This is a genomic window from Microcoleus sp. FACHB-SPT15 (assembly GCF_014849525.1).
Taxonomy (GTDB): Bacteria; Cyanobacteriota; Cyanobacteriia; order Cyanobacteriales; family Coleofasciculaceae; genus Symplocastrum; species Symplocastrum torsivum.
Map to the genome: position 1 here is coordinate 1 of NZ_JACJNU010000025.1, position 26,821 is coordinate 26,821.

The window sequence follows — 26,821 nt, forward strand, 5'->3', positions numbered from 1 at the left end:
GCTTAAGAAAATCTAAAACTACATGGGTACAAAGCTGACGGGAACGATATCTCTATCTCAAGCAGAGCAAGCTCTTGCTTACTAAACAGTACATCTGTATGGGGGAACTTCAGCCTAAAAAATCATCTCCAAAATCACAAAGTAACTGGACTCTTCGCGATTTGTTACGACGAGTAACTTATTTTGAAACTTGTACAGATTTAGAATTACGGAGATTAATTGAGTACGGGTATCGGCAACTATTTCCTGTAGGGCAGATTGTTTGTCAAGAAAATGACCCTGGAGATTCTTTTTATATTATTCTAAATGGTTCTGTAGAGGTGTTTTCTCAACGAACGGAGAAATATATTGCGACACTCCATGCGGGAGAGTTTTTTGGAGAGATGTCTTTACTATTGGGTGTGCCTCGCTCAGCAACAGTTCGGACTTTGGAAGATTCAATTCTGTTTGTTGTCTCCCATAATGATTTGCAGCAACTTTTGGTAGAACATCAAGAGTTAGCTGATGACATTGCTCAAAAACTATCTGAACGTCAACAGGCGTTAAGAAACTTAGGGTTACTCGATGACGGAGCTTTTGAAGAAACTCCATTTATTCGGATACGAAAGCAAATTCAAACGCTTTTTGGTATTTAGAAAAGATGCGATCGCTCTACTCTTGCTGACGAGGGTCTTCATCTGTCGCCATAGTGATATCGACCTTGCAAAAACTCAATTCGGTCATCACTGACCACGTAAACAATGCGATCCTTCTCTGTTAGACGGCGCGACCAGACATTTGCATCCTGATATTTCAATCGTTCCGGTTTTCCTGTTCCTTCAAAGGGATTGCGCCCAATTTCTTCAACTAAAGATAATAATCGAAGCGCAATCTTTCTGTTTGTATCAACCCAGAAGGTAAGATCTTCCAGAAATCTCACATCAAAACCTAACTCGCGTTTTGAACTATCTTCTTGTGAGGCTTCAGGCTTGGGTTCCGGTTCCAGATTTTCAGGCTGAGGCTTTTTCTTCTTCTTCACCAAGTCCAAACTCCTGACACAGGTCTTCTACAGTTCGCGGTTGACTCGTCCGTGCTTTGGCACGTTCTAAGGCATCTAGAAGACGCTTGGCATTTTCATGGGACTGGAACAGATAGACTGTCTCCCTGAGACTTTCAAGTTCTGCTGTAGGAATTACAGATAGACTTTCCTGCCCTTCATAAGTAATAACTATCTGTTGGTGATTGTAAATTACCTCTGGGCTAACTGACTCCGTCTTTTCACCTTCTTTAATAGCGTTTTCTAGGGCTATTTCTTTTAGGGCTTCTGCTAATAAATCAGAAAATAATTCTTTCTGCTCTTGAAGTACCTCAACAATTGCTGTTTTCAGCAGTTCTTTAAGTTTGGTTTCATCTAGGATAATTTCAGCCATATATCCTCATGCTTTGTTATTTAGCACAATTCTAGCGTTTGTGAACGCTTAAAGGACAAAGAGCGAGCGCACTCACTTTAAAGCTTTACTCAAAAAAGGCAGCAGGGGAGATGTGAAAAAAAGCAGCCAGTTCTTTTATTTGAGTAGCCGTGAGTTCACGTTTTCCATCCAGAATATCTAAACGATAGATTCAGATTGACAGATGGAGGCTAAATCTTTGGGCTTGAAATTGGATTCCTAGCAGTAGAGCAATGATGACATTTGGATTCAATAAGTAACGTTCACCACGCATCTCGCATACTTGTTTGAATTTCCACAGGATCGCCCTGCAAAGTTAATTTGCCAGCCAAGTCGGAAAAATTATAGGTTTTGCGGTTTGGCTTTTCTTGGGGTGTGGGGTTAATTACTAGGACTAACTCTACATTTCCGGCTGGTAGCTGAGTCGGTATATCCAGGCGCAAATGCCCATCGGAGTCAATTTTACCAGTGAGTGTTAAAACTTGCATTTAGGTATCGCGCTCACGAGGTTACTCAGTTTTGAGCCTATCTGACGCAAGGTAATGTGCGACCCCATCAAATTTGCTCAAGTCACAGAGGAAGCGATCGCTAAATCCTACCCTCTCTAATGAACGGTCGTCTGGTGCCAAGCTTGATAGAAATCTGGGTAGGACATATTTTGGGCGCAGTGCCAGATGACTCGGTAGCAAGCCTCGTGGTAATCGGGATTATTTTCATAAACCGGAACTGCCAAGCCAGACTTTAAGGCTGAGACAGCTAGCCGTAGCCCATCGCCTTCAGTGATTTCCGTTAAGCTGTTTACAGCCTGCCCACGGGTTTGATGATGTGTAGCTGTTTGCACAAGCCAAATCAAAGCCTGAATAGCTTCTGAGTTGTACTTGCCGATTTCCCCTAAACTTTTTACAGCTATCTGAGTATAGGCATCTTCAGAGCTTTGTACCAGCCGAATCAGAGTTTGGAGCGCCTCTGGATTATCTTTGCTGATTTTCCCTAAACTTTCTACGGCAAGCCAACGAGTATTGTAGTTATCTTCAGAGGTTTGTACCAGATGAATTAGAGTTTGGATTGCCTCTGGGTTGTCCTTGTCGATTGTCCTTAAGCTTTCTACAGCTAGCCAACGGGTGTAATCTGACTCAGCAGTTTGCACCAGTCCAGTCACAGCCTGGATTGCTTCTAGATTATCCTTACCGATTTCCTCTAAGCTTTTTGCGGCTAGCCAAGGTTCATTATTGTCTTGAGTATTTTGTACCAGCTCAATCAGGGTCTGAATTGCCTCTGAATTGTCTTTGTCGATTTTCCCTAAGCTTTCTGCGGCTAACCTGCGGGTACACTTATCTTTTGACGACTGCGCTAGCCAAATCAAAGTTTGAAGCACCTCTGGGTTGTCCTCACCAATTTCACCTAAGCTTATTGCAACTTGCCTACGAATAGACTCATCTTCAGAGGTTTGCACCAGTTCAATCAGATACTGGATTGCCTTTGGGTTGCCCTTACCAATTTTGCCTAAGCTTTCTGTGGCTCGTCTACGAATAGACTCATCTTCAGAGGTTTGCACCACCCGAATCAGAGCTTGGAGGGCTTCTGGGTTGTCCTTGTCGATTTTCCCAATGGTTTCTGCTGCTAGCTGGCGGGTGGATTCATCTTCAGCAGATTGAACCAGCCGAATCAGAGTCTGGAGTACCTCCAGATTGTCCTTGTCGATCTTCCCTAAGCTTTCTGCTACTAGGTGGCGAGTGTGAATATTTTCAGAAGTTTGTATCAGGCTAATCAGAGTCTGGAGTACCTCCAGATTGTCCTTGTCGATTTTTCCTAAGCTTTCTGCGGCTAGATTGCGAGTATGACTATCTTCAGCCGTTTGCATCAGCCCGATTAGAGCCTGAAGCGCCTCTGAATCGCCATTGGCAATTTTCCCCAAGCTTTGGGCAGCTTCCCTACAGATGAACAGAGAATTAGTAGTTTGTATCAGCTCAATCAAAGCTCGTATAGCTACTAAGTTGCCTGGGTCAATTTCCCCTAAGCTTTCTGCGGCTTCCATACGGGTAAACTCAGAATTGGCAGTTTGCACCAGCCTAATCTGAGTGTGTATGGCTACTAAATTGCCTGGGTCGATTTCTCCTAAGCTTTTTGCGACTTCCATACAGATATAGTCTTCCTGAACATTAGGCAGAAGGTCAATCAGAGCAGTGATCGCGCTCTTTCTCTGAGTTTCTCGCAGGACTACCCTAGCTACTTTTTGAATTGGATTGAGAAGTACCCACCACTTCTGTTTTTCAGTGTTGAAATAACCAAAACTCCATTCAACGATCTGCCTCACAATTTCATCAGCCCAAGGACAATCGCAAAATTCGGAGATGCCTGCTGCTGCTAGAAACCAAGCTTGATACCAATAAAAACTCTCGCACCCATCTTCAAATCTTCCTAAAGCCAAAATAAGTGCCTTCTTTTGCTCCTTCTCTACATCCTCTCGTCCTAGCCAAAGCAAAAACACCTCTTTCCACTGCCGCTCAAAAATGCTGTAAATACCTTGCATCGGGTTATCTTGAACGTGGTTGAGGAAATAATGCCAATCATCGATCGCACACGCCGCAAAATATTCCTGAAACGTGGGATGGAAGAAAGCATAGACAGCTTCATCAGTTTTCGCCTCTCTGTCCACCAAAACGAGCCAATTCAAACGTTCAGCTAATTTGAACAGGGGTTCGCCCATCTCCTGACGAGCTAACTTCCGTTTCAACCGGAACCTAGCAGTGCTGTTGATTCCTGCTAGAGCTAATTTACCTAGAGCTTCGTGTAATTCATCAATCAACTCATCCTGCTGGGTTAAATCCAGATGTTGCTCTTGTTTCCACTCATAAAAATAGCGAGTAAATCTCTCGTAAAGAGCCGCCTTCGTTTCCGGCAATGGCTCATCCACAGGCAGCAAATACGATGTCTGACACAACAGCGACAATCGCAGGGGATTTCTCACCAATTCCCGGATGCGCTCCCTCCCTGTTTCCTGTAACTTCCTCAGTAATTCTTCTCCCCGTTGCAACTCATTGGCGCAGGCAAACCACTGTCGAATAAAATCCTCAACCTGCTCCGGCTTAAACTCCAGAGTGCGATAGGTTTCAAAGCCAGTCAGTATAGTGTTGACATTGGCATCCCAGACATTGAGGCGACAAGTCAGCACCACCCGCGCCTCTACCAGCCAGTCTGTCAATTGTTCCTTGATAGTGGCTAACGCCTCGACAGGTGAGGTAGCCGCCATCTCATCTACTCCATCTAACAGCAGCCACATGTTACCTTCACGGAACAGTTTTTGTAGAGAAGCGAATGCCTGAGCCTCTACCCGTGAAACATCCGGTTCAATGAATCGCAGCGCCGTTTTGAGCCAAATCTGTTGTAGATAGTCTTCAAGGGATTTCCCTTGCAACCCTCCCAACGGGATACAAATCGGCAAACCTTTGTTCTTGTCATGTATCCAAACCGCAATTTTCTCTTGCAGCGTAGTCTTTCCTGCCCCCGGTTCGCCGATGATAGCGATGCGCCTACTTTTCCCAGGCTCAATTACTTCTGTCAAAAACTTGTCATTGTCATACTCTTTCGTGATGACTTCCTCGGCTAGCTGATACACCTCCTCTAGAGGAACATCTCCACGCCGACGCTGCTGTTGTTTGCGCTCAACTAATCCCAGTGGTACATAGACATTTAATTCAAAACCCCGCTCAGTAGCTTGTCGTCGGAGTCGCTGTTCTTCTCGCTGCCGTGCTAAGACTTTGCCACAAACTTCGTGCCAGTCGATCGCATCCGATGTCTCTTTTGCTGGGTTCCAATCCTTTGGATCGACTACCTCTGTGATTTCCAAACCCAAGGCTTGGACAATTGCGAGCGCACTGTTTTCATCAACAGGCTTTTCGCCAAGAAAGCGTTTAACTGTGCTGATATGGACGTATGCCTGAGCCGCCAAGTCTTCTTGAGACCAACCTTTTTTATCCGGCTTTCCAGGTTTTTCTAGTTCTGCCCTTCTTTGGCGAACTTTATCTAGTCCTTCTTTGGTTGCCGAAACGCTGCGGGATTTGCCAGATTGACTCATCAGTCGCAAATAGGTTCAGTTGCGAATACCAATAGCTTAGCTAGCTGTACCTAACATCTGGTAGTTCAGAACGGTTCACCTTGAGCTGAACGGTTTTGCTCTAGAGGTACCCCCCTCAGTCAACCTATCTTTGTCTCAACAGCATTTGAGATGAGGTTCAAATCATGGAAAACACCCAAACAACATTCGTAAAACCAGCACAGACTATCCAACCTATTCAGCTTGTCACTCCTGCACAAGTTCAGCCAGATAGTGCAAATGTCAGTCTGACAGATGGAAACAGTCCTGTCGCTGTCATCATGGCAATTTCAGTTTTGATTGGCGCGATCGCAAGCTTGATTAAAGTCTTGGTACCTGTAATGTTGCAACTGCCACAAAAGAAAACCAAGTAATCCCTTACACTTCTCTTACATGAGGGCGCAAAACAAGAGCGCCCCTACAAACCTTTTACCTACCCCATTGGAAAATTGCAGCGTCCTAAGTCAGCCTTCGTAGGGTGCGTCGCGACGCACCCTACGAAGGCTGACTAGAGGACTAAGCAGCCGTTGCCCCTGTCTCAGAACCCGTGAGTTCAGGCTGAGGTGACTTTGGCGCAAGATGTCCCACCGCTTGCTTGACAAAACCCTGCAAAAATGAGCCCCGTTGATTTTGCTGGAACACGGATTGCAGTTTCTGTCCGAGTCGCTCAATGTTGAACGGTTGTCCTGTTGCAGTAGTTTGGCTAATCTCTTGCTCTTGGAAATACTCAATGAGACTTAGACCCGCTAATCTTGTGAGATAAGCGGCGCTAACTCCCTGCACAGCACCCCCTGCAACGTAGGTGACGACATGGCTTTTGAGGATGCTGCCAACAGTTTGAGTCGAGAGTTCAACCAGCCCCAACTTGAGCATCAAAGTGCCTAATGTTTTAGCGGCTGACTGGGCTTGTGAGAGTGAGAACTTTTGCTGATAAATCTCACCCAAGTCTTTCACTAACTGGGCGCTGATTGCCGCCGTTGCGAGGATATCCAGTGCGGGTACTGGGTTAGCAAACGCTGCTGCTGCCGCAATCCACTGATATTTTTCAATCAAGGGGAGAGCGCGATCGCGTCTGACTTTATTTAACTCAGTTTTCACCTCAGTTTTTAGCGCTACCACGGCTCTATTGGTAGTTGCCCAAACTAATTGTTGCCCTTCTTGAGCAACAAGTTGATTTAACCGCCCACTGAGTGAAGTTAAATCAGGGGTTTGTGGTTCCATCCACTCTTGTACCGAACCATCTGGCTGATGCTGACGCACTTTTACTGAGGCAGGAGAAGATGCGATCGCAACCACATCGTCGGCAGTTAATAACCCCGTCATCCGTTGCCGTAGCTGTTGCAACACAGTGGCTCGTTCTGTTGGTAGATACTGGTCTTGTTTATTAAATACCAGTAGGATTCGCTGGTTTGTCGCCCTCAGTTGTCGCAAGCTTTGCAACTCACTATCCGTCAAATCCCCAGCCGTGACAAATAGAACCAAATCCGAAGCGAGAGCAACTTCTTTCGCTAGGGATTCTGCCGCGACATCACCATCTGTATTAATAAACAGCGCAGGTGTCTCCTTTAAGGTAAGACGCTGCGGTTGTTGACTCCAGATAGACTCCAACACTTGAACAACAGCCGTTTTCCCGACACTTTTACCACCTGTTACGGCTATTTGTAATTCCTGTCTATCTAACTGTGTTGTGAGTTGGGTAACCTGCTGTCGCAATTGGCTAATCGTCTCTGGGTTGCCTGTCTCAGTTTCCAGGTGGTTAATTAGAGTTTCGCAAGAAGCGATCGCTTTTTCCACCGTCTCACGGTTTAACGGCACTGATTCCCTCGAAAAATCAATTTCTTTCGAGTTTTTCTGCTGGAACAACCAGAACCCAGCACCTAATGCCATCACACCGAGTACGCCAAACTCACCCACTTGCCCAACGGAGTGATGCCAACTCTGCAAAAGCCAGAGCAAAAACGACAGGCTAACTCCTCCCACTAAAATAGGTTGCCGCAATTTAACAGCCATCTCTCCCTCCGAAAGCTACTCCCACCAAAGTCACCGCCCTCAACCAAAATTTTTGGGCTATTTCCTCTCTCTATGCTAGTCCTCGTTGACCCACTTCGCTCGTTTCACCACTTCCTACCTAGTGCAAGAAGACAGAAGGCTCTAGGGCAGAAGGAATATTGCTTGTACAGCAAGCTTTTGAACCTTTTTCAACTGGATAGTTATTGCCGCCCTGCTGGACTAGCCAAATTTTTCCCTAGCTAATTAAACCATTAAGTTCAGATGCGCCGAAGTTTTGCACCCTCTGACAACGTTTTATATACAACTGTGTTGCTCGATCTTGCTGATTTTTGCGTAGAACTTGCTCGAAGATCTGTTGTGCTTGTGCAAAGTGGTCTTCTAAGTACAAAGCCACTCCTTCCTCAAACTCCCTACGAGTTTGCTCTTTGAGTTCAAGCACTGGCTGAGGGTCTGCCTCATATACTTCAAATATATCCACAGGTTGAGTTTTACCCTTTACCTTAACTCGACCGAGAAACCGATGTTTATAACATTGTGGATCATTGAGGCGATACCGGGTTTGTTCGCTAATTAAAATATCAACCCCATACACCTTAGTTAAGCCTTCCAAACGAGACGCTAAATTCACCGCATCAGAAATCACAGTCGTTTCCATCCGCTGCGCCTCTCCTACAGTTCCTAACATCAAACTGCCTGTATGTAGACCAATACCGATCGCAATTGGCTCATCACCACTCTTTTGCAAATGCTCGTTGTAGAGCAAAATCTGCTTTTGCATCTCAATTGCCGCCTGTACTGCATCGTCAGTCGTTTGAGGAAACAACGCCATAATTGCATCACCAATGTACTTATCAATAAAGCCGTTGTGATTGCGAATGACTGGACTCACCTCACTCAAGCAAGCGTTGAGGAAATCAAAGTTTTGTTTAGGTGTCATCCTCTCTGACAAGGTCGTGAATGAGCGAATATCGGCAAACAGAACAGTCATGTCTTTCTGTACCTGGTCACCTAATTGAACATCAACAATGCTTTCTCGCTCCAAAAACCTTAAGAATTCATAAGGCACAAATCGTCCATAAGCCTCATTGATTTTTGCTAAGCGAATATGGGTTTTGATTCGTGTTAGTAATTCATTTTTAGAGATAGGTTTGGTTAAATAATCATTGGCTCCAGAATTAAACCCTTCTACCAAGTCTGATACCTGATTTTTAACGGTTAATAATACAACAGGCATTTCATTAGCCGGAAATTGTTCACGAATTTTTTTACAAAATTCATACCCCGTCATTTTTGGCATCATCACATCCAACAAAATAAGGTCAGGTTTTAAACCATTGTGAATGACTTCTAATGCATCTATTCCATTTGAAGCTTGAGTAATGGCGTAGTTTTGCAAAGAAAGATGGTTGACAAGCACCTGAAGATTTACAGGTTCATCATCCACAATTAAGATTTGAAAGCCTCCTTCAGCAGGAACAAATGTCTTACTATCAATTAATAGTTCATTAGCAGACAGTTTTGGTGCCAATAAATCTTGACCCTTTGACACGTCTTGTTGTTTACTTTCTAGCTTATTTCTTGATAAGGGGAGAGTAAACGTGAAGCGTGAGCCAACTCTTACAGTAGACTCGACGTGAATAGTACCACCATGTAGCTGAACTAGCTGTTGTGTTACCGCTAAACCTAATCCTGCACCTCCATATTCCCTTGCAATTGAACCATCCGCTTGTTCAAATGACTCAAAGATTCGCTCTAGTTTATCAGCCGGGACGCCAATACCTGTATCTGTGACGGTAACAGCTAACATCTCATTGACAATAGCAGCAGAAACTTCAATGATGCCGCTTTCGGTAAACTTAATCGCGTTACCCACAAGGTTGTGCAAAATCTGCTGGACTCGATTCTCATCGGCATCCACAGGAGGCATCTCTGGAGCAATGTTATTAATCAGTTGTAAGGATTTGTTGCCAATAAGCGATCGCGAAAGCATCAGCACAATATCTGTTACTTCTCGCATCCCGACTGGATTAATCTTCAACTCAAGCTTTTTGTGTTTTAGCTGTGAGAAATCTAGCAAGTCATTCACTAGCTGAGTTAACCTTCTTCCACTCAAAGCGATTAGGGAAAGGTTCAAAACGGTTTGTTTAGATAACTGACCTGTTACGCCATCAATTAGTGACTCTGCAATACCAATAATTCCATTTAAAGGAGTTTTTAGTTCGTGAGACGTATTTGCCAAAAATTCATCCTTAAGCTGATCCAATCTCTTAAGAGCTGCATTTTTAGTCTCTAATTCAATAGCATAAGCTTGTAATCGTTTTCGTGCTTGATTAAATCGACTTTCTAAGATAAATCCTGAAATTAGGATAAAAACAAAGGTTCCCCAAGGATAGATTCTCGAATACCAAGTTATTGGGCTGAAAATATAAACCAGGATGTCGTGAACGCCAGATAGAGTGAGAATAATAAAGCCAAAAGTAAATAGCTTAGCATCCAGATTTCCTCTGATTAGTATTTGAAGAGCCGCAAATAATAAAACAACAGCATTTACTAGAAATAATAGTTGAGCCGGAAATATAGTCTGACTCCACAAAGCTAGGTTACTAATCACTAAGGTTATCGCAACCAGCACATAAGCTAAGTTGATTTGCCACAAACGCCGAATAACTGACTGATATCCTGCCCCAAAGACTTCTTCAAAAAAAGCACAGCCACTAATTGGTATTAAGTAAAAAGATATATTCCGAATATAATCTAATGCTGCTGGATTGCCAAAAAATAGAGTAACAACCTGACTATTCGCCGTTGTATAAGTACCAACAAATATAGATAACAAACCAAATTTGATATAGGCTTGCTTTTCTTGACGATTCAAAGAAATTAAAAGTGCAATTAAACCTAAGCAAGCAAAGAAAATACCCAGTACAGAGCTAATCTCTTTTTGAATTAAATGCTTAATTAGACTCGTCTTAGAACCAATCATTACTCGGTCAAATAAACCGATATAGATATCAGCCGCCGAGGCGTAACCCGCATAAACCCGGAAAAACAGAGTTTTCCCTGCAACAGGAGGCTCAAGAGGAATAATTGGCCATTGATACTCTTCTCGTTTAACTTGATTTGACGAGTTTAGCGAAAGCTCTGCATAGATTGGCTTATCCTTATCCTCAATGTAAGCACCGAGTATGTAGGGAACGGCACGCAAATACAGTGCAGGAGACTGCCATTGTCCGCTGGGTAAAGGAACACGCAGCCAAACAATTTCTTGCCCCTGTTGTTTCCATAAGCGTTTAGGGAACTCAAATGGATGCCAGTCAGAACTAGAAATCTCTTGTTGTGTCCAAACTGGAACACCAGCTTCATTCAGAGGAAAGTCTCCCCAGTGGTATTGCCAGCCTTGTAGGATTTCCTGCGGTGGTTCCTCTTGCGGCATCAGCATCTGAGGTTGTGCCTGAATAGACGTTAGATTAAATGGCAAGACACTCAGAACAATGACAAACAATGTGCCCAAAGCCAAGACAACCTGGTTACGCAACCAACCCAATCTAAACTTCATTTGGCTCTCCTGGGGTACTATCCACAAGGCTTCCATCCAAAAGGGTAAGTCTTTAACGTCAGTCGTGCCAGGAAATGAGTGTTAACAGACAGCAGACTTGAAGCCCAAATGCTATAAACCAAGTAGTTAACCGGACTAGATGTTAGTTGATTCGGCGAGTGGGATTTTATCCCGATTGTGCTGTACCAAATCGGTAAAAGGAATCAAAGCAAGTTTTTTACCTCAAGGCAGTCATCAGATGAAAAATGGTCAATGTCCCAAGTGCAGTTCGCACGAGGTTTTTTGCAACACGAATAGAAAGTTTCCCTCTTTAAACACGATTACGGTAGGATCTGGAACTTCTGGCGATCGCTATGTCCCACTCGACACTTATATTTGTGGTACCTGTGGTTATGTTGAGAGCTATGTCTCTAGACCATCTGACCTAAGTTACATCAAAAACGAATGGACATTGCTTGAGGTTCCAACGTCTTATACGCATAGCACAGAAAAACACCCCGTCACCGCTAACGGGGCTTTTTTGTCTGAAGGATAAATTGTAATCGCCAAGATGTAGGGGAGAAGTAGGGTGCGTCGTAACGCACCCTACTTCTCTGAGCGTTAAAGTTTCTAAGTGATAAATTTTTAGTGTATTGGTCAAAAAATAGCAAATTTAAACCTAAATCTCTACTTAATTGTCTAAAGCATTGAATTTCGCTTTTTATCGCTGACTAGAGCTTTTTTGAGGGTTTTAGAATAAAGCATCTCTCTTCGATTTGCTAAGGAATTACCCCCATGAAACAGCTCAATGGTTGGCAACAATCCCTCGCCGTGACTCCAATACTTTCACTGGCTGTGACAGCTTTTGCGACTCCCTCTACTGCTGCTAAACCTGCATCGCAAAGCATCAAGCCTTCTCCTCCAGAAACAACAGCATTCCAGGCGGGTAAGTTTCTACTCGCACAAAACTCAGACAACTGTCGCCGAGTTGTTACTCGTGGCGACAGTCTCAATGTCCGCTCAAGCCCAGGTGGGTCAATTGTCGGCTCATTAACCAATAGAACCCTTGTCGCGATTGAGGGACAGAGTGTTAATGGCTGGGTACGGATTTCTTCCCCTGTCAGAGGTTATGTAGCGGCGGCTTATCTTAAGCTATGCGCTACACCTGTACCTCCTTCTAATTCCAGTAGTAACTACCGCCGAGTAGTAGTGGACAGTAGTCTTCGCGTCCGGCAAGCACCCTCGATTAACAGTGCTATCGTTGGCTCTTTAGCCAATGGACAGCGGGTTACAATTGTGAATCGCGGCGTAAATGGCTGGGTACCCATTTCTTCCCCTGTGAAGGGTTATGTATCGTCTGCTTATCTCAAATTGAGATAGTAAGGAGACATTGATACTCCCCAGCTTTAGGCAGCAGTAAGTAGTGTTAAGCTAACCAACCAGCAGACCCCAATTCGGGTTTTAAATTGGACAATAGAAATATAAAGAGCAATCAGCTTTCAGCAATCAGCTTTCAGCTCAAAAGTTGGTGGGAGAGTGAAACTCCGACTAACGATTAGCCACTAAATCTTTGTCAGAGGAATCTAACCGACTGATAGCTGACCAACGATCCGCTGACGGCTTTGTTAAGTACTATAGAAGGCTTCAGTCCAAAGCCTCGCCCAGAATAGGAGTCTGCCAGCCGTGGTTGTACAAGTACAGAAAAGCACCTACGAAACGAAAACTCAGGAAATCGCCAAACAACTTTTGGCAGCAACCAGAGAGAATCGCTCCTTTTTCGCCCAGATGCGTGACCAAATGCGCTGGGATGATAAATTGCTAGCCTGGGCAATGGGCAATCCAGGATTGCGGGTGCAGTTGTTTCGCTTCATTGATTCTTTACCCGCTTTGCGTAGCAAACCGGAAGTTGCTCGTCATTTGCAGGAATATTTAGGTGATGAGTCAGTTGAATTGCCAGCAGCACTCAAAGGAATGCTCAACTTTGCTCAAGCTGACTCGATGCCGGGACAAGTAGCTGCAACAACGGTTTCTACCGCCGTTGAAACACTGGCACATAAATATATTGCTGGTGAGAACATTAAGCAGGTACTCAAAACGATAGAGCGACTGCGGAAAGACAAGATGGCTTTCACTCTTGACTTGTTAGGAGAGGCAGTCATTACGGAAACTGAGGCGCAGTCTTATCTACAAAGTTACCTGGATTTGATGGAGCAGTTGACCCAGGAAGCGAAGAAGTGGTCGCCAGTACAAGAGATTGATTTTGCAGATGGTGAGTCTTTACCACAAGTTCAAGTATCAGTCAAGTTAACGGCGTTTTACTCGCAGTTTGACCCGCTCGATCCTCAAGGAAGTAAGGAAAGAGTTTGCGATCGCCTTCGTATTCTCTTACGTCGGGCTAAAGAACTGGGGGCAGCCGTTCACTTTGATATGGAGCAGTATGTTTACAAAAACATGACGCTCGATATCCTCAAAGAACTGTTGATGGAAGAGGAGTTTCGTTCTCGCACGGATGTCGGTATAACGCTGCAAGCTTATCTACGTGACAGTGAGCAAGATTTACGTGAGTTGATTGAGTGGGCAAAACAGCGCAGCTATCCGTTCACCGTGCGTCTAGTAAAAGGGGCGTACTGGGATCAGGAGACGATTAAGTCCGCCCAAAAGGATTGGCCGCAGCCAGTTTATAACGATAAAGCGGCAACGGATGCCAATTTTGAGAAGATGACCCAGTTGATGCTGGAGAATCATGAGTATATTTATTCCGCAATTGGCAGTCATAATGTGCGATCGCAAGCCTTGGCAATTGCGATCGCAGAAACCCTCAACATCCCCCCTCGCCGCTTTGAAATGCAAGTTCTCTACGGCATGGGTGACCAACTGGCAAAAGCCTTAGTGAAACGAGGTCATCGGGTACGTGTCTATGCTCCCTATGGCGAACTTCTGCCAGGAATGGCTTACCTCATTCGCCGTTTGCTAGAGAATACCGCAAATAGTTCATTCTTGCGGCAAAGCATGGAAGAACGACCAATTGAGGAACTACTTGCCCCACCTGTTCTCGCCAATCCAGAGTCGGAACATCATCCGCAAAACTCCTACTCTTTCCCAAATGTGGCAGATACAGATTATGCGGAGCTAGAGGCAAGACAGGAAGCCCAACAAGCCCTTGCAACAGTTCGGCAACAACTGGGTAAAACCTATTTACCTCTCATTAACGGCGAGTATCAAAACACTGAGCAAACAGCCGATTCCCTCAATCCATCCAATCCCAGTGAAGTAGTGGGGAAAATTGGACTGCTGTCAGTTGAACAAGCAGAACAAGCCTTACAAGTTGCAAAAGCGGCATTCCCAGGCTGGCGGAAGACACCTGTACGGCAACGTGCTGGTGTATTGCGAAAAGCCGCAGAGTTGATGGAACAGCGTCGTGCTGAACTATCAGCTTGGGTTGTTTTGGAGGTGGGCAAACCGTTGCGGGAAGCGGATGCAGAAGTGTCAGAAGCGATCGACTTCTGCCGCTACTATGCCGACGAGATGGAACGCCTTGATCAAGGGCATATCTATGATGTGGCTGGTGAAACGAATCGCTATATCTACCAACCGAGAGGGATTGCGGTTGTGATTTCGCCCTGGAACTTCCCAATTGCGATCGCAACTGGGATGACTGTAGCAGCATTAGTAGCCGGAAATTGCACTCTACTCAAACCGGCTGAAGTCTCCTCCGTAATTGCCGCAAAAATTGCCGAAATTTTGGTTGAGGCAGGGATACCCAAAGGTGTGTTCCAATATGTTCCTTGCAAAGGGTCAACCGTAGGCGCTCACATGGTTAATCATCCTGATGTCCACTTAATCGCCTTTACAGGTTCTCAGGAAGTCGGTTGCCGAATTTATAAAGAGGCGGCGATTGTACAACCGGGGCAAAAACATCTCAAGCGAGTGATTGCAGAGATGGGCGGGAAGAACGCGGTTATTGTGGATGAAAGTGCTGACCTTGACCAAGCCGTTGCAGGTGTGGTGCAATCAGCGTTTGGCTACAGTGGACAGAAGTGTTCGGCTTGTTCGCGGGTGATTGTCTTAGAACCTGTGTATGAGGCTTTTGTGAGTCGCTTAGTAGAGGCAACGCGATCGCTTAATATTGGCGTAGCAGAAGCTCCCAGTACTCAGATTGGTCCAGTCATTGATGCCAATGCCAGAGACCGTATCCGAGAGTATATCGCCGCAGGTCGTCAAGACGCTGAAGTCGCGTTGGAAATGTCTGCCCCTGATACTGGCTACTTTATTGGGCCAGTTATCTTCAAAGATGTCTCACCGGATGCAAAGATTGCTCAAGAAGAAATCTTTGGGCCAGTTGTTGCCGTCATTCGGGCGAAGAACTTCCAAGAAGCACTTGATGTTGCCAACGGCACTGACTACGCCCTCACAGGTGGTTTGTATTCTCGAACACCGTCCCACATCAACCAAGCAACAACCGAGTTTGAAGTCGGAAACCTTTACATCAACCGCACTACTACAGGTGCAATTGTTTCTCGACAGCCCTTTGGTGGCTTTAAACTCTCTGGTGTCGGTTCAAAGGCAGGTGGCCCCGACTACTTGCTGCAATTCCTAGAACCCCGCACCATCACTGAAAACATTCAGCGTCAGGGCTTTGCACCCATTGAAGGGGCTGAATAGGAGAGTTAGTCTAGGGTTCATTATCCGCTGCAAGTAACAAAAGTAACCTCTGTAGGGGCACACAGTTGTGCGCCCCTACCTACTTGACAGACCACTAACATGGGTTTGCTAGTCACTCGTTAGGTAGAAAGATGTACTGCATTTGGCAAAAAGTTTCACCAGCGTATCGAACAGTTACAACAGGACGTAGATCAGGAGATTGATGAATATAATGGCGAATGCCCTAAATGGTCGGTGCTGTTGTGGCATAACACCAATACAGGTATTGCTTCTTTTTAGATTTAAACGTTTATCGGTTGGGACTATGGCACATGATTGTCCTCACTATTGGGCCCTCGCTTAAGCCGAGGTTATCATTACTTCTTAAAATTCTCGGCATCTCTGCATTAGTCGGTGTTGTCTGGTTAATTGCAACTCAGCTAGTTTTTCGCTCGGAATTTGATGTCGTCAGAGAGCCAGAGGATGAAGCGAGTAGTAATGAGCCGATTCGGATTGTCACGCTGTCTCCACCCACCTCAAATCAAACACGGACGAATACTCAACAGTCTGAAGCGAGGAAAAACGCACAGCTTAGAACCAATGTAGGAAATTCAACCCAGGATAGAGCCTTATCTAATCCTTCCGCTTTACCTGAAAGTTCTACTTCACCTCAAGCTATTTCTTCGCCACAAGTTCGCTCGACACCTCAAAGTCGCTCCGCCTCGCAAACTCGCTCTTCACCACAAGTTCGTCCGACACCTCAAGCTACTCCTCAAAGGCAACAATCTGTTCAACGTGCTGAGACTCGTTCACCGCAAAAACAGGCAGTTGCACCACAACCGCAACCTTCTCCGCTAAAGGTTGATTTTTCTGACCTGCTAGCCGCTCCAACAGCGCAATCTAGTACCCAGCGAGCTTTACCTGAACAAGCAAGCCTACCATCATCTGAGCCATCGGGTGTTGCGATCGCTCCACCTTCCTCTGTGCAGAGACAACGTCCACTTCCCCTGCCGGAAGAACCCATCACTGAGCAAGTCCCAGAACCGTCACCTCTAGCGCCTTCACCTCCGTCAACGGCTGCGAAACCTCAACCAGTAGCTTTACCTCCAGCCTCAGAACCTCCGCCAACTGCTGCTAAGCCCCAGCCAGCAACGGAATCGCCTCCTGTTGTGCCCTCTCCCACTACTCCGGTTCAGCCATCTGCTCCAACTCCTGCACCTGAACCAAAACCTATGCCTGAGGCAGTCCCTCAAGCTGTATCAGAAAACGTTTTTGTTGAGCGATTTGAGGTTGTGGGGAGTACAGTTTTTAGCCCAAAAACCTTGGCACTAATTGCTGGAGAAGCAGTGACTCCTGAACAAACCGAACCGTTACCCGAAGGGGTTGAGGTCGATCCGGCTGTGATCAATCGCTTATTATCTCTGGCTGAGTTGCTGCAAGCGAGTGAGGCAATCACAAAATATTACACAGACCGAAACTATATCAATTCTGGAGCTTATATTCCTCAGGATGCTCTGCGTGATGGGGTTGCTACGATTCAGATCATCGAAGGCAGTCTGGAAGCAATCAATATCTTAAACACTACTCCTGCCATACCACCACTAGAAGGTAGTCGTTTGAGCCTGGGTCTAGAAGACGTTAACATCAATCGAGACAATAATCGCCCAAACAACAATGGTTCTGGGTCACTTTTGGCAAACCCATCCTACCTGACGAGTAACTGGCTAGAACCCAACGTTACGCCTGCACCAGACCGCTTTTTCATTACAGGAAATCGCCCTTTGAATCCTGGCTACATTCGTAGTCGTCTTGCGATCGCAGGTGCAACGCCTCTGAATTTAGATCGGTTGCTAGAAGGTGTCCAACTTTTGCAGCTAAACCCTCTGATTGAGAGCATCTCAACGGAGATTGCTCGTGGGACACAAACGGGAACTAGTATCCTGAATGCTAATGTCACGCAAGCGGATACCTCGGACATTCAGTTCTCTGTGGATAATGCGCGATCGCCAAGTGTAGGAAGTATCCGTCAACGCGCTCAAGTGAGTCAAGGGAATTTCCTTGGTTTAGGCGATAGCTTAATCCTCGGCTACAGTCGCACAGAAGGCAGTGAAGGTTGGGATGCTAGCTATAGCTTGCCCATCAACGCTCGCAACGGCACCTTAAGCTTTAGCCTTGGCGATACCTCTAGTGAGGTAATTGAAGACCCATTCAATTTTCTAGATATCCAATCTCGATCCCGCTACTATGAACTAACTCTCCGCCAGCCTGTAATTTTAACTACCACTGAAGAGGTAGCGTTGAGTTTGACAGCCTCTCGACGAGAGAGTGAAAGTGAGTTTCTCCAAGGATTAACGGGTATAGCAGAACCATTCCCTGGTGTTGGTGCTGATGCAGAAGGGAATACACAAGTTTCAGCGCTGCGATTTTCTCAGGAATGGACGAAACAGGGGGAAGAGTACGTCTTAGCGCTGCAATCAGAATTTAGCCTTGGGTTGAATGCCTTTAACTCAACAATCAACCCTATCCCTCCCGACAGTCGCTTCTTTTCCTGGCGGGGAAGAGGACAGTGGGTGCGTCGCTTAGGAGACGATACACTCTTACTCTTACGAGGTGAACTCCAACTCGCAGATCGACCCTTAGTCCCGTTGCAACAGTTTGGAATTGGTGGGCAAGAAACAATTCGGGGATACCGTCAAGATACCCTGCTAACCGATAACGGTTGGCTAGCAGGTGTTGAGCTACGTCTCCCAATTTTACGGATACCTGAAGTTGATGGTGTATTGCAGCTTGCGCCGTTTCTAGAGGTCGGTAGAGGGTGGAATAGTGGAGATAGTACTGACCCAGAAAACAGTGTATTGGCAAGTACAGGGATTGGTCTGTTGTGGCGACAGGATAATCTAAGTGCCCGTTTAGATTGGGGTATTCCTCTCACCTCTTTCTCATCAAGTGGGGAGACGTTGCAGGAGAATGGGATTCACTTCTCCCTGATTTACTCTCCGTTTTAAAGTCAGCCGCTTCTATACTGTCAATGTCGGAGTACGCAACAAGGAAAATAAGAAAGCTGATAGCTGATAGCTGACAGCTTTCTGCTATGAATGTCCAGCACCTTATTTTCCTGCAATTTGCACCACAGGCTTATTAGCAAAGTCTTGTAGGTTGACAGATTGCATGAGGCTTGCCCAATCTTGTGCAACGGATTGGTCGTTAGGATTGCTCAAGCGTAGTTCAGCTAAGGAGGACAAGGTATCTTGCCAAATTCCTGCTTCTGCATAGAGAGCAGACTTTTCACTGGGAGTGGCTTGATTGATCTGACTGGCTACGGTAGGGTCTAGGGCAACTCGCTCTACCCAACTCATGGCAAACAGGCGGTCTTCTGGCTTGTTGGGGTTACAGATAACTGAAACCTGCCACAGGTACTTTTGACCGACTTGCATAGGGGTAACGCTGTCTGGAATGCGAATGCCTACAATCCCAGGCTTACCCGTCAGGGGAAATTTGGTCGAGTAAAGCTCTTGCTCGCCAGCTTCGTTCTGTAAGGTTAACTGGGCTGTTGCACCCGGCATTTCGGCTGGGATGTTGACAAATACTGTAGGATGTGCAGATGCGGTGGAGTCAACAGGAGCTTCCTTATCTGAGGATATTTCCTCTGGTTGGGTGGGCGGGGTAACAGGGGCGATAGTTACGGGTGGGCAAGACCCTCGCGCAAAGCCACCAACTCGGAACCGGGAGGGTCGGACTCTCACCCGAAATCCAAGGCGACCCGCAACTAGGATTCCTTGACTTCCGGAGGAGGGTTCTCTAGCTTGGCTAAATCTGGACAGGGCGAATACGGGCAGGACACTGGTGCCTAAAAATCCTGCGGCTAGGACGGTTGCAAGGGTGATTTTGAAAGAAGTAGAGGGTTTCATAAGGGTTCTCCTAGGGTTGGCGCTGGGCTTGGTGCGATCGCTTACGTTTGGTTTAGATGGTAATAATAGAGGGATTGAATTGTTCGGCTTCTACTGACACATCAGTTGAGTTGAGAGCGATTACGCAATGTATTAACAAAATGTAATGGCTCTAGGGTGCGATCGCTGATGTTGACCAAGACTGATAGCACAGTGACGGGAATTGTGCGAGTTGCTGAGGGCTGACTGAAGAAGTAAAGGGAGTGATGCGGATTGGGGTATGGGCTTGGGGGGAAATGCGATCGCTTTCAGGATCAAAAGTGACCCAATCGGATGCTTCAGCTTCGGGTGCTAAGGGATCAGTGGGATTGAGGGGTAAGCCACCACGTCCGATGATGGTGAATTGGCTCAGTTCACCGTCTGCACCGCTTGCTGAACACTGCCCACCGACTAAGCCTGAGACATCAATAAAGTTTAGAGGTAGGGCAGCTAAACCTCGGCTGGGGTCAATGCCAAGGGTTGTTATTTGTACAGTTCCAGCGGCTCCACCTTGAGAACTGGCAGTAATGTCGTTGAGAGGGGTTCGTGCTGGGCGAAAGTCAAGACCAAAGATGCCAAGAGCGTTGATGGTGATTTGCCCACCATTGCCAAGAACCGCATCAGCAACGATATCACTTCCTTCTGAGCCTTTGGGGAAAGATGCTATGACGTATTGGGCGTTGATGTTGATGTTACCACCTGTGGCACTTCCTGTTGCCAGAGCAGAGATGAGGCTCTCGTTATCCAGACGCAAGAAGCCAGAGGCGTTGAGGTCGATGTTTGCACCACCTTCCCCTTGACCCGCTTCAGCCGTGATGCTGCCTTGGTTGAGTCCGATAAAGTCAGCATTGACGTTAACATTGCCTGCAATTCCTGATGGGCTGCTCACGGATACTTCTGCTTCATCTCGAATTAGCAAATCTCCTGTATTTATAGTGACACTGCCAGCTCTACCTCCTGCCGTAGCTGCTGCCACTACACCTCCTTGTGGTTCACTTCCCGGTGAGGGAGTAAACGTACCACTAAGCGTTACTGAATCGCTGGCATCAATTATCACATCTCCCGCTACACCACTTATGGTGGAGGAAGAGATGAGACTGTTATTAACGCTCAGCCTTTCCAGGTTTTGCAGTTGAACGCCTCGTCCTTGTCCCGCATTTGTCGCTGCTGAAATAGTCGAGTCATCTTCCACGGTTAACTCACGGGTGTTGATCGTGATTAGTCCTGATTCAGAGTCGGCATTACTACCTGTTGCTTCTACCGACAACTCGCTATTGTCACTTACGAACACAGACTCGGCTGCTGCCTGATTCTCATTGAGACTGATATTACCTGCCAGACCTGTCAGGGTGGATGCCTCAATCTCACTGTTGTTAAGGCTTAAAGTTTCCAATCCTCGCAGTATGATGCCGTCGCTCACTCCGGAAATATTTTCAGCGGATATTGTGGAGCGATCGCTAGTTAACTGCCGAGTATTGAGCAGGACTCTTGCTGCGTTCCCACCATCTGCCTTAGCTGTTACAGCTAAGCTGCTGTCTGTGAGTTCTACGGATGTCGCTGCTGCCTCATCTGCATTCACATCGATACTGCCTGCCAGACCTGTTTGGGTGGATGCTGTAATGTCACTGTTGTTGAGGGTCAGGGTTTCCAAGCCTTGCAGTATGATGCCGTCGCTCACTCCGGAAATATTTTCAGCGGATATTGTGGAGCGATTGCTAGTTAACTGCCGAGTATTGAGCAGAACTCTTGCTGCGTTCCCACCATCTGCCTCAGCTGTTACAGCTAAGCTGCTGTCTGTGAGTTCTACAGATGTCGCTGCTGCCTCACCTGCATTCACATCGATACTGCCTGCCAGACCTGTTTGGGTGGATGCCCCAATCCCACTGTTGCTAAGGCTTAAAGTTTCCAAGCCTCGCAGTATGATGCCCTCGCTGTTACCTGAAATATTTTCAGCGGATATTGTGGAGCGATCGCTAGTTAACTGCTGAGTGTTGATTGTGATGCTTCCTGCATCTCCGTCAGCTTCCTCAGCTTCAACACCTAAGCTGCTATCTGTGAGTGCTACAGATGTTGCTGCTGCCTCATCTGCATTCACCTCAATACTGCCTGCTCGACCTGTTTGGGTGGATGCCTCAATCACACTGTTGTTAAGACTTAGCGTTTCCAATCCTTGCAGTATGATGTCCCTGCTCTCACCAGAAATGTTGGAAGCAGATATCGCAGCTTGCTCCCTGGCTGTTAACTGCCGTGCGTTGATGGTGACGCTTCCTGCATTTCCACCAGGCTCACTAGCTTGGGCAGCCAAGCGGCTCTCTCCTATGATCTCTATAGATGTCGCTGCTGCCTGATTCTCATTCACGCTGATGCTACCTGCCTGACCAATAATTGTCGAAGCTGAAATTTGACTGCCGTTAAGAACTCGCAATGCATCTAGATCTTGGAGTGTTATATTGCCACCCACTTGGCGTATATTGGGGTCTGTGCCTAGAGTTTCAGCAGAAATTCGGGATTGCTCTTGCACCGTTACTTGTCCGGCAGTAATTGCTATATCTCCGCCATCACCTTCTGCACCGTCTTGTACCTCAGCAGAGATTTGGGCTTGGTTTTGTACCGTTACCTGTCTAGCAGTGATTGTTATATCTCCGCCATCACCTTCTGCACCATTCTGTACCTCGGTTGAAATTCTGCTGTTATCAACCAAAACCGCGCCGTTATTTGCCTCTATAAATACGTTGCCAGCATCTCCCGTTCCAGTAGTACTGGCGTTAACTCTAGTATTCTCCCTTAGAGCAATTGAACTGGCTGTCATCCGAATCTCAGCCGTGTCATCTGGATCAACGGGAGTACCTTCTACCTGATTGGATATGACGCTGTTGACGGTACTAATAGTACCTCCCAACGCATTAAGTGTAATATCTCCGGCGGCACCAGCACCACCAACATCAATATCAAAAATGCCACGACTACCAGCCGTCGTTGTAAAAGAATAGTAGTCGAATGTAACATCCCCTGTACCTCCAATAGACAGATGGGGGATTAAGGTTGATTCTGCAATACGTGAGTTAGCTTCAAGTGAGAATTCCTCTGAAGGAAGAAGTTGTGCCTCATTAACGAGAGTTGCGATGGAAATGGGATTATTGGGTTCAGCTTCAACGAATATACCGCTACCTTCATTACCTTGATTTTGAATCGAAACTTGTAACGTGTAAGAAGCACTAGGGCTTAATGGTTGACCTTCTATTAATCCACCATTAACAAAAGAATTGAACTGACCAACGCCAATCACAAACGTACCATCAGTTGTAAAGGTATGGTCAATATAGGAATCAAGGCTGCTTGTACTTCCACCAGCACCTACTGAAGTAGAAGAGTCGTCATTGCTAGCTAGTAGATTCCCTGCACTATTAAAGAGGAAAAGCTCTGTGTCTACATTACTGTTTGAATTGGCGAATGATGTTCCTGCATTAATTACACCTTCATCCATAGAGATGGAGGCAGCATTGACTATAATATCCCCCCCTTCTCCAGTTCCTTCTGTTTGAGCAAATAATCCACTGTTTGGAACTTGAACCGGACTAGAAGGTGGTGTTCCTGCATCTTCTAGTGAAACTTGAAGTGAATAGGTGTCTGCTGGAGTTTCTGGAGTTGTACCATTATTAATCCCATCTGGTGTATCGCCACTAATCAGTGAGCCACTCGATGCGAAGGAGTTAAATTCACCAACTCCAATAACATACCGACCTGGTGCTGAAAAGTTATAACGAAGGTAAGAGTCAAGACCACTTGTACTTCCGCCTTCGCCCAACGAAATGGTAGCGTCATCACTAGTTGCCAGTAAGTTTCCAGCATAATCGAACAAAAAAAGTTCAGTATCCATACTGCCTACTGACTCGTCAACATCAGGAGTCGCAGGATTATTAATGTTGCCACTACCATAATCAATGTCGAAGATACCAAGACTTGCTGATGCAACATCAAATGAATAGTAAGCAAACCTGCCATTGCCCTCACCAGGAACCGTATAGTGAGGAATGCTTTCGGCAGACTCTATGTCCGAATTTGCTCCGGGTGTAAATAGTGGTCTATCTAAAAACTCTAGTGTTGTGGTATTTGTCGGTAGAGTATCAAATGGGGATGCTATCTCATCTAGCTCAGGAGCAATGCCAGCAATAGTAACTTGACCAGAAGCCGTGATAGTAATGTTGCCTGAAGGGCCATTACCAAAGGTCGTTGTCAGGAATTGTCCGCCGTTAACCAACTCAAGAGTATTGACATCAACATTGATGTTACCTCCTGAAAAATTACTTCTAGTTGTTGCATCTAGAAATGCTCCATTGGAGACACGCAAGAGACCATTACCATCACGCACATTGACAGTGATATCACCACCTGTTCCACTGTTCGGTTCATCAGACGAAGTAGACACTCGACTGAAAATTCCTGTTGTTGGATTAAATCCAGAGATTTCAACCAGATCTCTAGCTTCGATTAGAATATCTCCTGCTTCTCCTTGGTTACTTCCTGTTACTCCTCTACCACGAGTGCGAGCTTCTAGGGTGGCTCCATTCGTCAAGAAAACAGTCCTGCCTGTGATTCTAATATCACTGCCTCTACCTGTAGATTCACGACCTACAGAAGTTGATACTGTACTTCTATCAAGAGAGACAGTTCCCGTATCAGCAGCGCTTATTGATACACTTCCTGCATTACCAGAGCCAAAGGCATCTGCACGTACTACAGTATTATTTAGGGAAACCGTTGCGCCTGTAATTGCGATATTACCGGCATCACCAGTTCCGTTACTTGTGCTGTTAATATTTGCAGTATTGATAGTAACTGCTTGACCAGCATCAATTGAAATATTACCGCTACGATTAACAGATGATGTTTGAATATTAGCCGTTGTAATATTGCCAGTTGCTTCCAAAATTACAGGACCTGCAACGCCGGTTGGAGACTTAGAAGTATCAATGCTTCCCACCACAATGTCTCCTAATGACGATGATGGAGTAGTAGTGGAAAAAGTTGTTCCTCCAGCGGTAAGTGCCGAAGGTGGATTTAAAGGTGGATTATTAGCCAAACTAGCCACACCCGCTCTCAATATCACAGCCGGACTTTGGCGCAAAATGGGAATGTCTGGATCGCCTGACAGATTTATACCCGAAGAATTTAGTACTTCAATTCCCGAGGTAACTCCTGTATCTCCAACATCTACTACTCCAATATTGAGACTGTATGTTCCTGGATTTTGTATGACAGTAGAAAATGCTTGAAGTCCAGTTTCTGCATTGAACCCTGAAATAGAGGAGGGAGAAGAAAAGCCCCCTGAGAAAGTAGTGTCAGCTAATTCGTTTAACGCTATTAAGGTTACTGGTGTAGGTGGTGTACCTGTTGTTGTTCCGGATAGCGAAATAAAAGCAAAGTCGTTAAAAGAGACGCTAGGTGTGCTTTCGCTGGTAACAAACCGCCATTGAAAAGAAATAGGTTGATTGGCGGTTGTGGTTGAAAAGGTTGCTTGGATCGCAGAACCTTCAGTAGCATTTCCATTGCCGAGATTATCCAAAGTATTATTTAAACCCAGGAGGGTTTGTAGTTCTGAGTCAACAATCGAGCCACTTGCATTTGAGATAAAAGCTGTATTGATATTAGATACGCCTGTGCTGGCATCAGGTAGACTTAATGTAGCAGTAGCATTACCGATAGTTCTCAGAGGAGTATTTTGTACAAGACTAGTATCGGGGCCTGTAATAGTAATGTTTCCTGCTGTAATGCTTCCTGTCGCTTCAACCTTGAGCGATACTCCCTCATAATTCCCAAACGTGACATCCCCATTGACGCTAATAATGGGATCATACAAACTAACAAAAGTTCCAGGTTCCCCTGCTAAATTCAGAATCGAGAAACCACCACCACTATAAAAGTGAGCATCCCCCGACACATTCCCATCACTCACTAACGTCAAACTTCCTCTTGACTGAAACGGAGTCTGAGGATGATTCAACGCCAAAATATCAACACTATCAGTCCCTTGAACTAAAAGATTCCCTCCGGAGAGTGCCAAAAACGGATTCTGTACACTATCCCGCACCCGAACTGTCTGATCTGCCAGCAAGTTCAAGTCCCCTGTCGTTCGTAGCTGACTTTCCTCCAACGAGAGCACTTGACTAGAATAAAGAGTCGCTGACTGCGCTGTAACATCCTGCACCTGCACATCGCCAGCCACTCCTTCCACAACAACCAGTCCCTCTGGTGCTGAAAGATGTCCTGTACTCGTCACACTACCGCCAGATAGTGCTAAGTCCCGTCCCACTGCTAAATCTGCCTCACTCACCAACGCCGCAGGCGGTTCTGAACCATACTGCAAACCAATGGGAATATTCACCGTTACCAAAGGCGGTGCATTAGGGTTTGTTGCTCGAAACTCACTACCATCGGGAAACTTAAACCGATCCGCTGTCCCCGCAACAAACGACCCTCGAATATCCAGTTGAGCATTGGGACCAAAGACAATGCCATTGGGATTAATCAGAAATAGGTTTGCCCCACCATCTACCCCTAACGTCCCAAAGATATCGGAGCGGTTACTTCCCGTCACCCGCCCCAAAATATTCTCAATCCCCTCCGGATTGGCAAAATAAACTCGTTGCAGATCCCTAACATTAAACTCCCCGAAACTGTGGAACAGGTTAACCCCCCGGACTGCTCCTCCATCAATTCGGTCAGCCAACCCTCCCCGCACATCGACATTCGGCATGACCTGAGACGGTTCCGTCCCCAACGTTTGGTCAGGAACAATCTGAGCAAGAGTGGGGTCAGTCTTACCTGTGATAACCCCAATGACAGCCATGACACTCGCAAGGCTTAACGACCAAACACCATGATTTCCGAAGCGAGTCATTGCTGTACCTCCAGCCAAACAGTCTGTTATTGAAGGGGATACCTAGCTATTTCTTACCCCCCTAACCCCCCTTAGAAAGGGGAGAACTAGAGTCAAAGTCCCCCTTAACAAGGGGGCTTTAGGGGGTTTAAACGAAGTTTGCATCAGAAAGAATAAGTTATGTATGCACCGTAGCCTTACTAAAGGGAGGGAGCTAAATTCCCCTTGCAAAGGGAGACTGGGCAAGATTTCAGTTAACGCATCTATCTGAGGATCTAGTCTAGGAAACCATATTCTATTCCATCCTCAGGT

14 protein-coding genes are annotated in these 26,821 nt (G+C 46.1%); 6 read left to right on the plus strand and 8 right to left on the minus strand.

What is annotated here, in order from left to right:
* Window positions 1-74: 74 nt before the first annotated feature.
* Complete coding sequence (locus tag H6F98_RS07845) at window positions 75-635, plus strand: cyclic nucleotide-binding domain-containing protein (RefSeq protein WP_242058434.1); 561 nt, start codon at window positions 75-77, stop codon at window positions 633-635.
* Window positions 636-673: 38 nt separating this feature from the next.
* On the opposite strand, the gene H6F98_RS07850 is transcribed toward H6F98_RS07845, so the two are convergent.
* The 4 genes from H6F98_RS07850 to H6F98_RS07865 form a co-directional block, all read right to left on the minus strand.
* Window positions 674-1,018: a Txe/YoeB family addiction module toxin gene (locus H6F98_RS07850; RefSeq protein ID WP_313929814.1), complete on the minus strand. Its 345-nt coding sequence runs from the start codon at window positions 1,016-1,018 to the stop codon at window positions 674-676.
* On the minus strand, window positions 990-1,409 hold the full coding sequence (locus tag H6F98_RS33425) for a type II toxin-antitoxin system Phd/YefM family antitoxin (RefSeq protein WP_242058435.1): 420 nt from the start codon (window positions 1,407-1,409) through the stop codon (window positions 990-992). The genes H6F98_RS07850 and H6F98_RS33425 overlap by 29 nt, the downstream gene beginning before the upstream one ends.
* Window positions 1,410-1,690: 281 nt before the next feature.
* Complete coding sequence (locus tag H6F98_RS07860; protein WP_192218117.1) at window positions 1,691-1,915, minus strand: hypothetical protein; 225 nt, start codon at window positions 1,913-1,915, stop codon at window positions 1,691-1,693.
* Window positions 1,916-2,031: 116 nt separating this feature from the next.
* The gene (locus H6F98_RS07865) at window positions 2,032-5,502 is read right to left on the minus strand and encodes a HEAT repeat domain-containing protein (RefSeq protein ID WP_192218118.1); all 3,471 of its coding nucleotides are present in this window, start codon (window positions 5,500-5,502) and stop codon (window positions 2,032-2,034) included.
* A gap of 164 nt (window positions 5,503-5,666) precedes the next feature.
* Between H6F98_RS07865 and H6F98_RS07870 the strand changes: the two genes are divergently transcribed.
* Window positions 5,667-5,894 (plus strand): hypothetical protein, encoded by a 228-nt coding sequence (locus tag H6F98_RS07870; protein ID WP_192218119.1) that lies wholly within the window; start codon window positions 5,667-5,669, stop codon window positions 5,892-5,894.
* Between the two features lie 142 nt (window positions 5,895-6,036).
* Here the strand turns inward: H6F98_RS07870 and H6F98_RS07875 are convergent, their stop codons facing one another.
* Entirely contained in the window at window positions 6,037-7,530 is a 1,494-nt protein-coding gene (locus H6F98_RS07875; protein WP_192218120.1) for a DUF697 domain-containing protein, read from the minus strand.
* 235 nt (window positions 7,531-7,765) lie between these two features.
* The gene (locus H6F98_RS07880; RefSeq protein ID WP_192218121.1) at window positions 7,766-11,086 is read right to left on the minus strand and encodes an ATP-binding protein; all 3,321 of its coding nucleotides are present in this window, start codon (window positions 11,084-11,086) and stop codon (window positions 7,766-7,768) included.
* A gap of 139 nt (window positions 11,087-11,225) precedes the next feature.
* On the opposite strand from H6F98_RS07880, the gene H6F98_RS07885 reads away from it, so the two are divergent.
* The 4 genes from H6F98_RS07885 to H6F98_RS07900 all read left to right on the plus strand — a co-directional run bounded on the left by H6F98_RS07885 (window position 11,226) and on the right by H6F98_RS07900 (window position 18,711).
* Window positions 11,226-11,621, plus strand: coding sequence for a hypothetical protein (locus H6F98_RS07885; RefSeq protein WP_192218122.1), 396 nt, complete (start codon window positions 11,226-11,228; stop codon window positions 11,619-11,621).
* A 239-nt stretch (window positions 11,622-11,860) separates the two neighbouring features.
* Entirely contained in the window at window positions 11,861-12,445 is a 585-nt protein-coding gene (locus H6F98_RS07890) for an SH3 domain-containing protein (protein ID WP_192218123.1), read from the plus strand.
* Between the two features lie 303 nt (window positions 12,446-12,748).
* On the plus strand, window positions 12,749-15,727 hold the full coding sequence (gene pruA / locus H6F98_RS07895; RefSeq protein ID WP_192218124.1) for an L-glutamate gamma-semialdehyde dehydrogenase: 2,979 nt from the start codon (window positions 12,749-12,751) through the stop codon (window positions 15,725-15,727).
* A 311-nt stretch (window positions 15,728-16,038) separates the two neighbouring features.
* Window positions 16,039-18,711 (plus strand): ShlB/FhaC/HecB family hemolysin secretion/activation protein, encoded by a 2,673-nt coding sequence (locus tag H6F98_RS07900; protein WP_192218125.1) that lies wholly within the window; start codon window positions 16,039-16,041, stop codon window positions 18,709-18,711.
* A 102-nt stretch (window positions 18,712-18,813) separates the two neighbouring features.
* Here the strand turns inward: H6F98_RS07900 and H6F98_RS07905 are convergent, their stop codons facing one another.
* Window positions 18,814-19,614 carry a DUF928 domain-containing protein gene (locus H6F98_RS07905; RefSeq protein WP_192218126.1) on the minus strand — a complete coding sequence of 267 codons (801 nt, stop codon included), beginning with the start codon at window positions 19,612-19,614 and terminating at the stop codon, window positions 18,814-18,816.
* Window positions 19,615-19,765: 151 nt separating this feature from the next.
* Window positions 19,766-26,530 carry a filamentous hemagglutinin N-terminal domain-containing protein gene (locus H6F98_RS07910; RefSeq protein WP_192218127.1) on the minus strand — a complete coding sequence of 2,255 codons (6,765 nt, stop codon included), beginning with the start codon at window positions 26,528-26,530 and terminating at the stop codon, window positions 19,766-19,768.
* Between the last annotated feature and the right edge of the window lie 291 nt (window positions 26,531-26,821).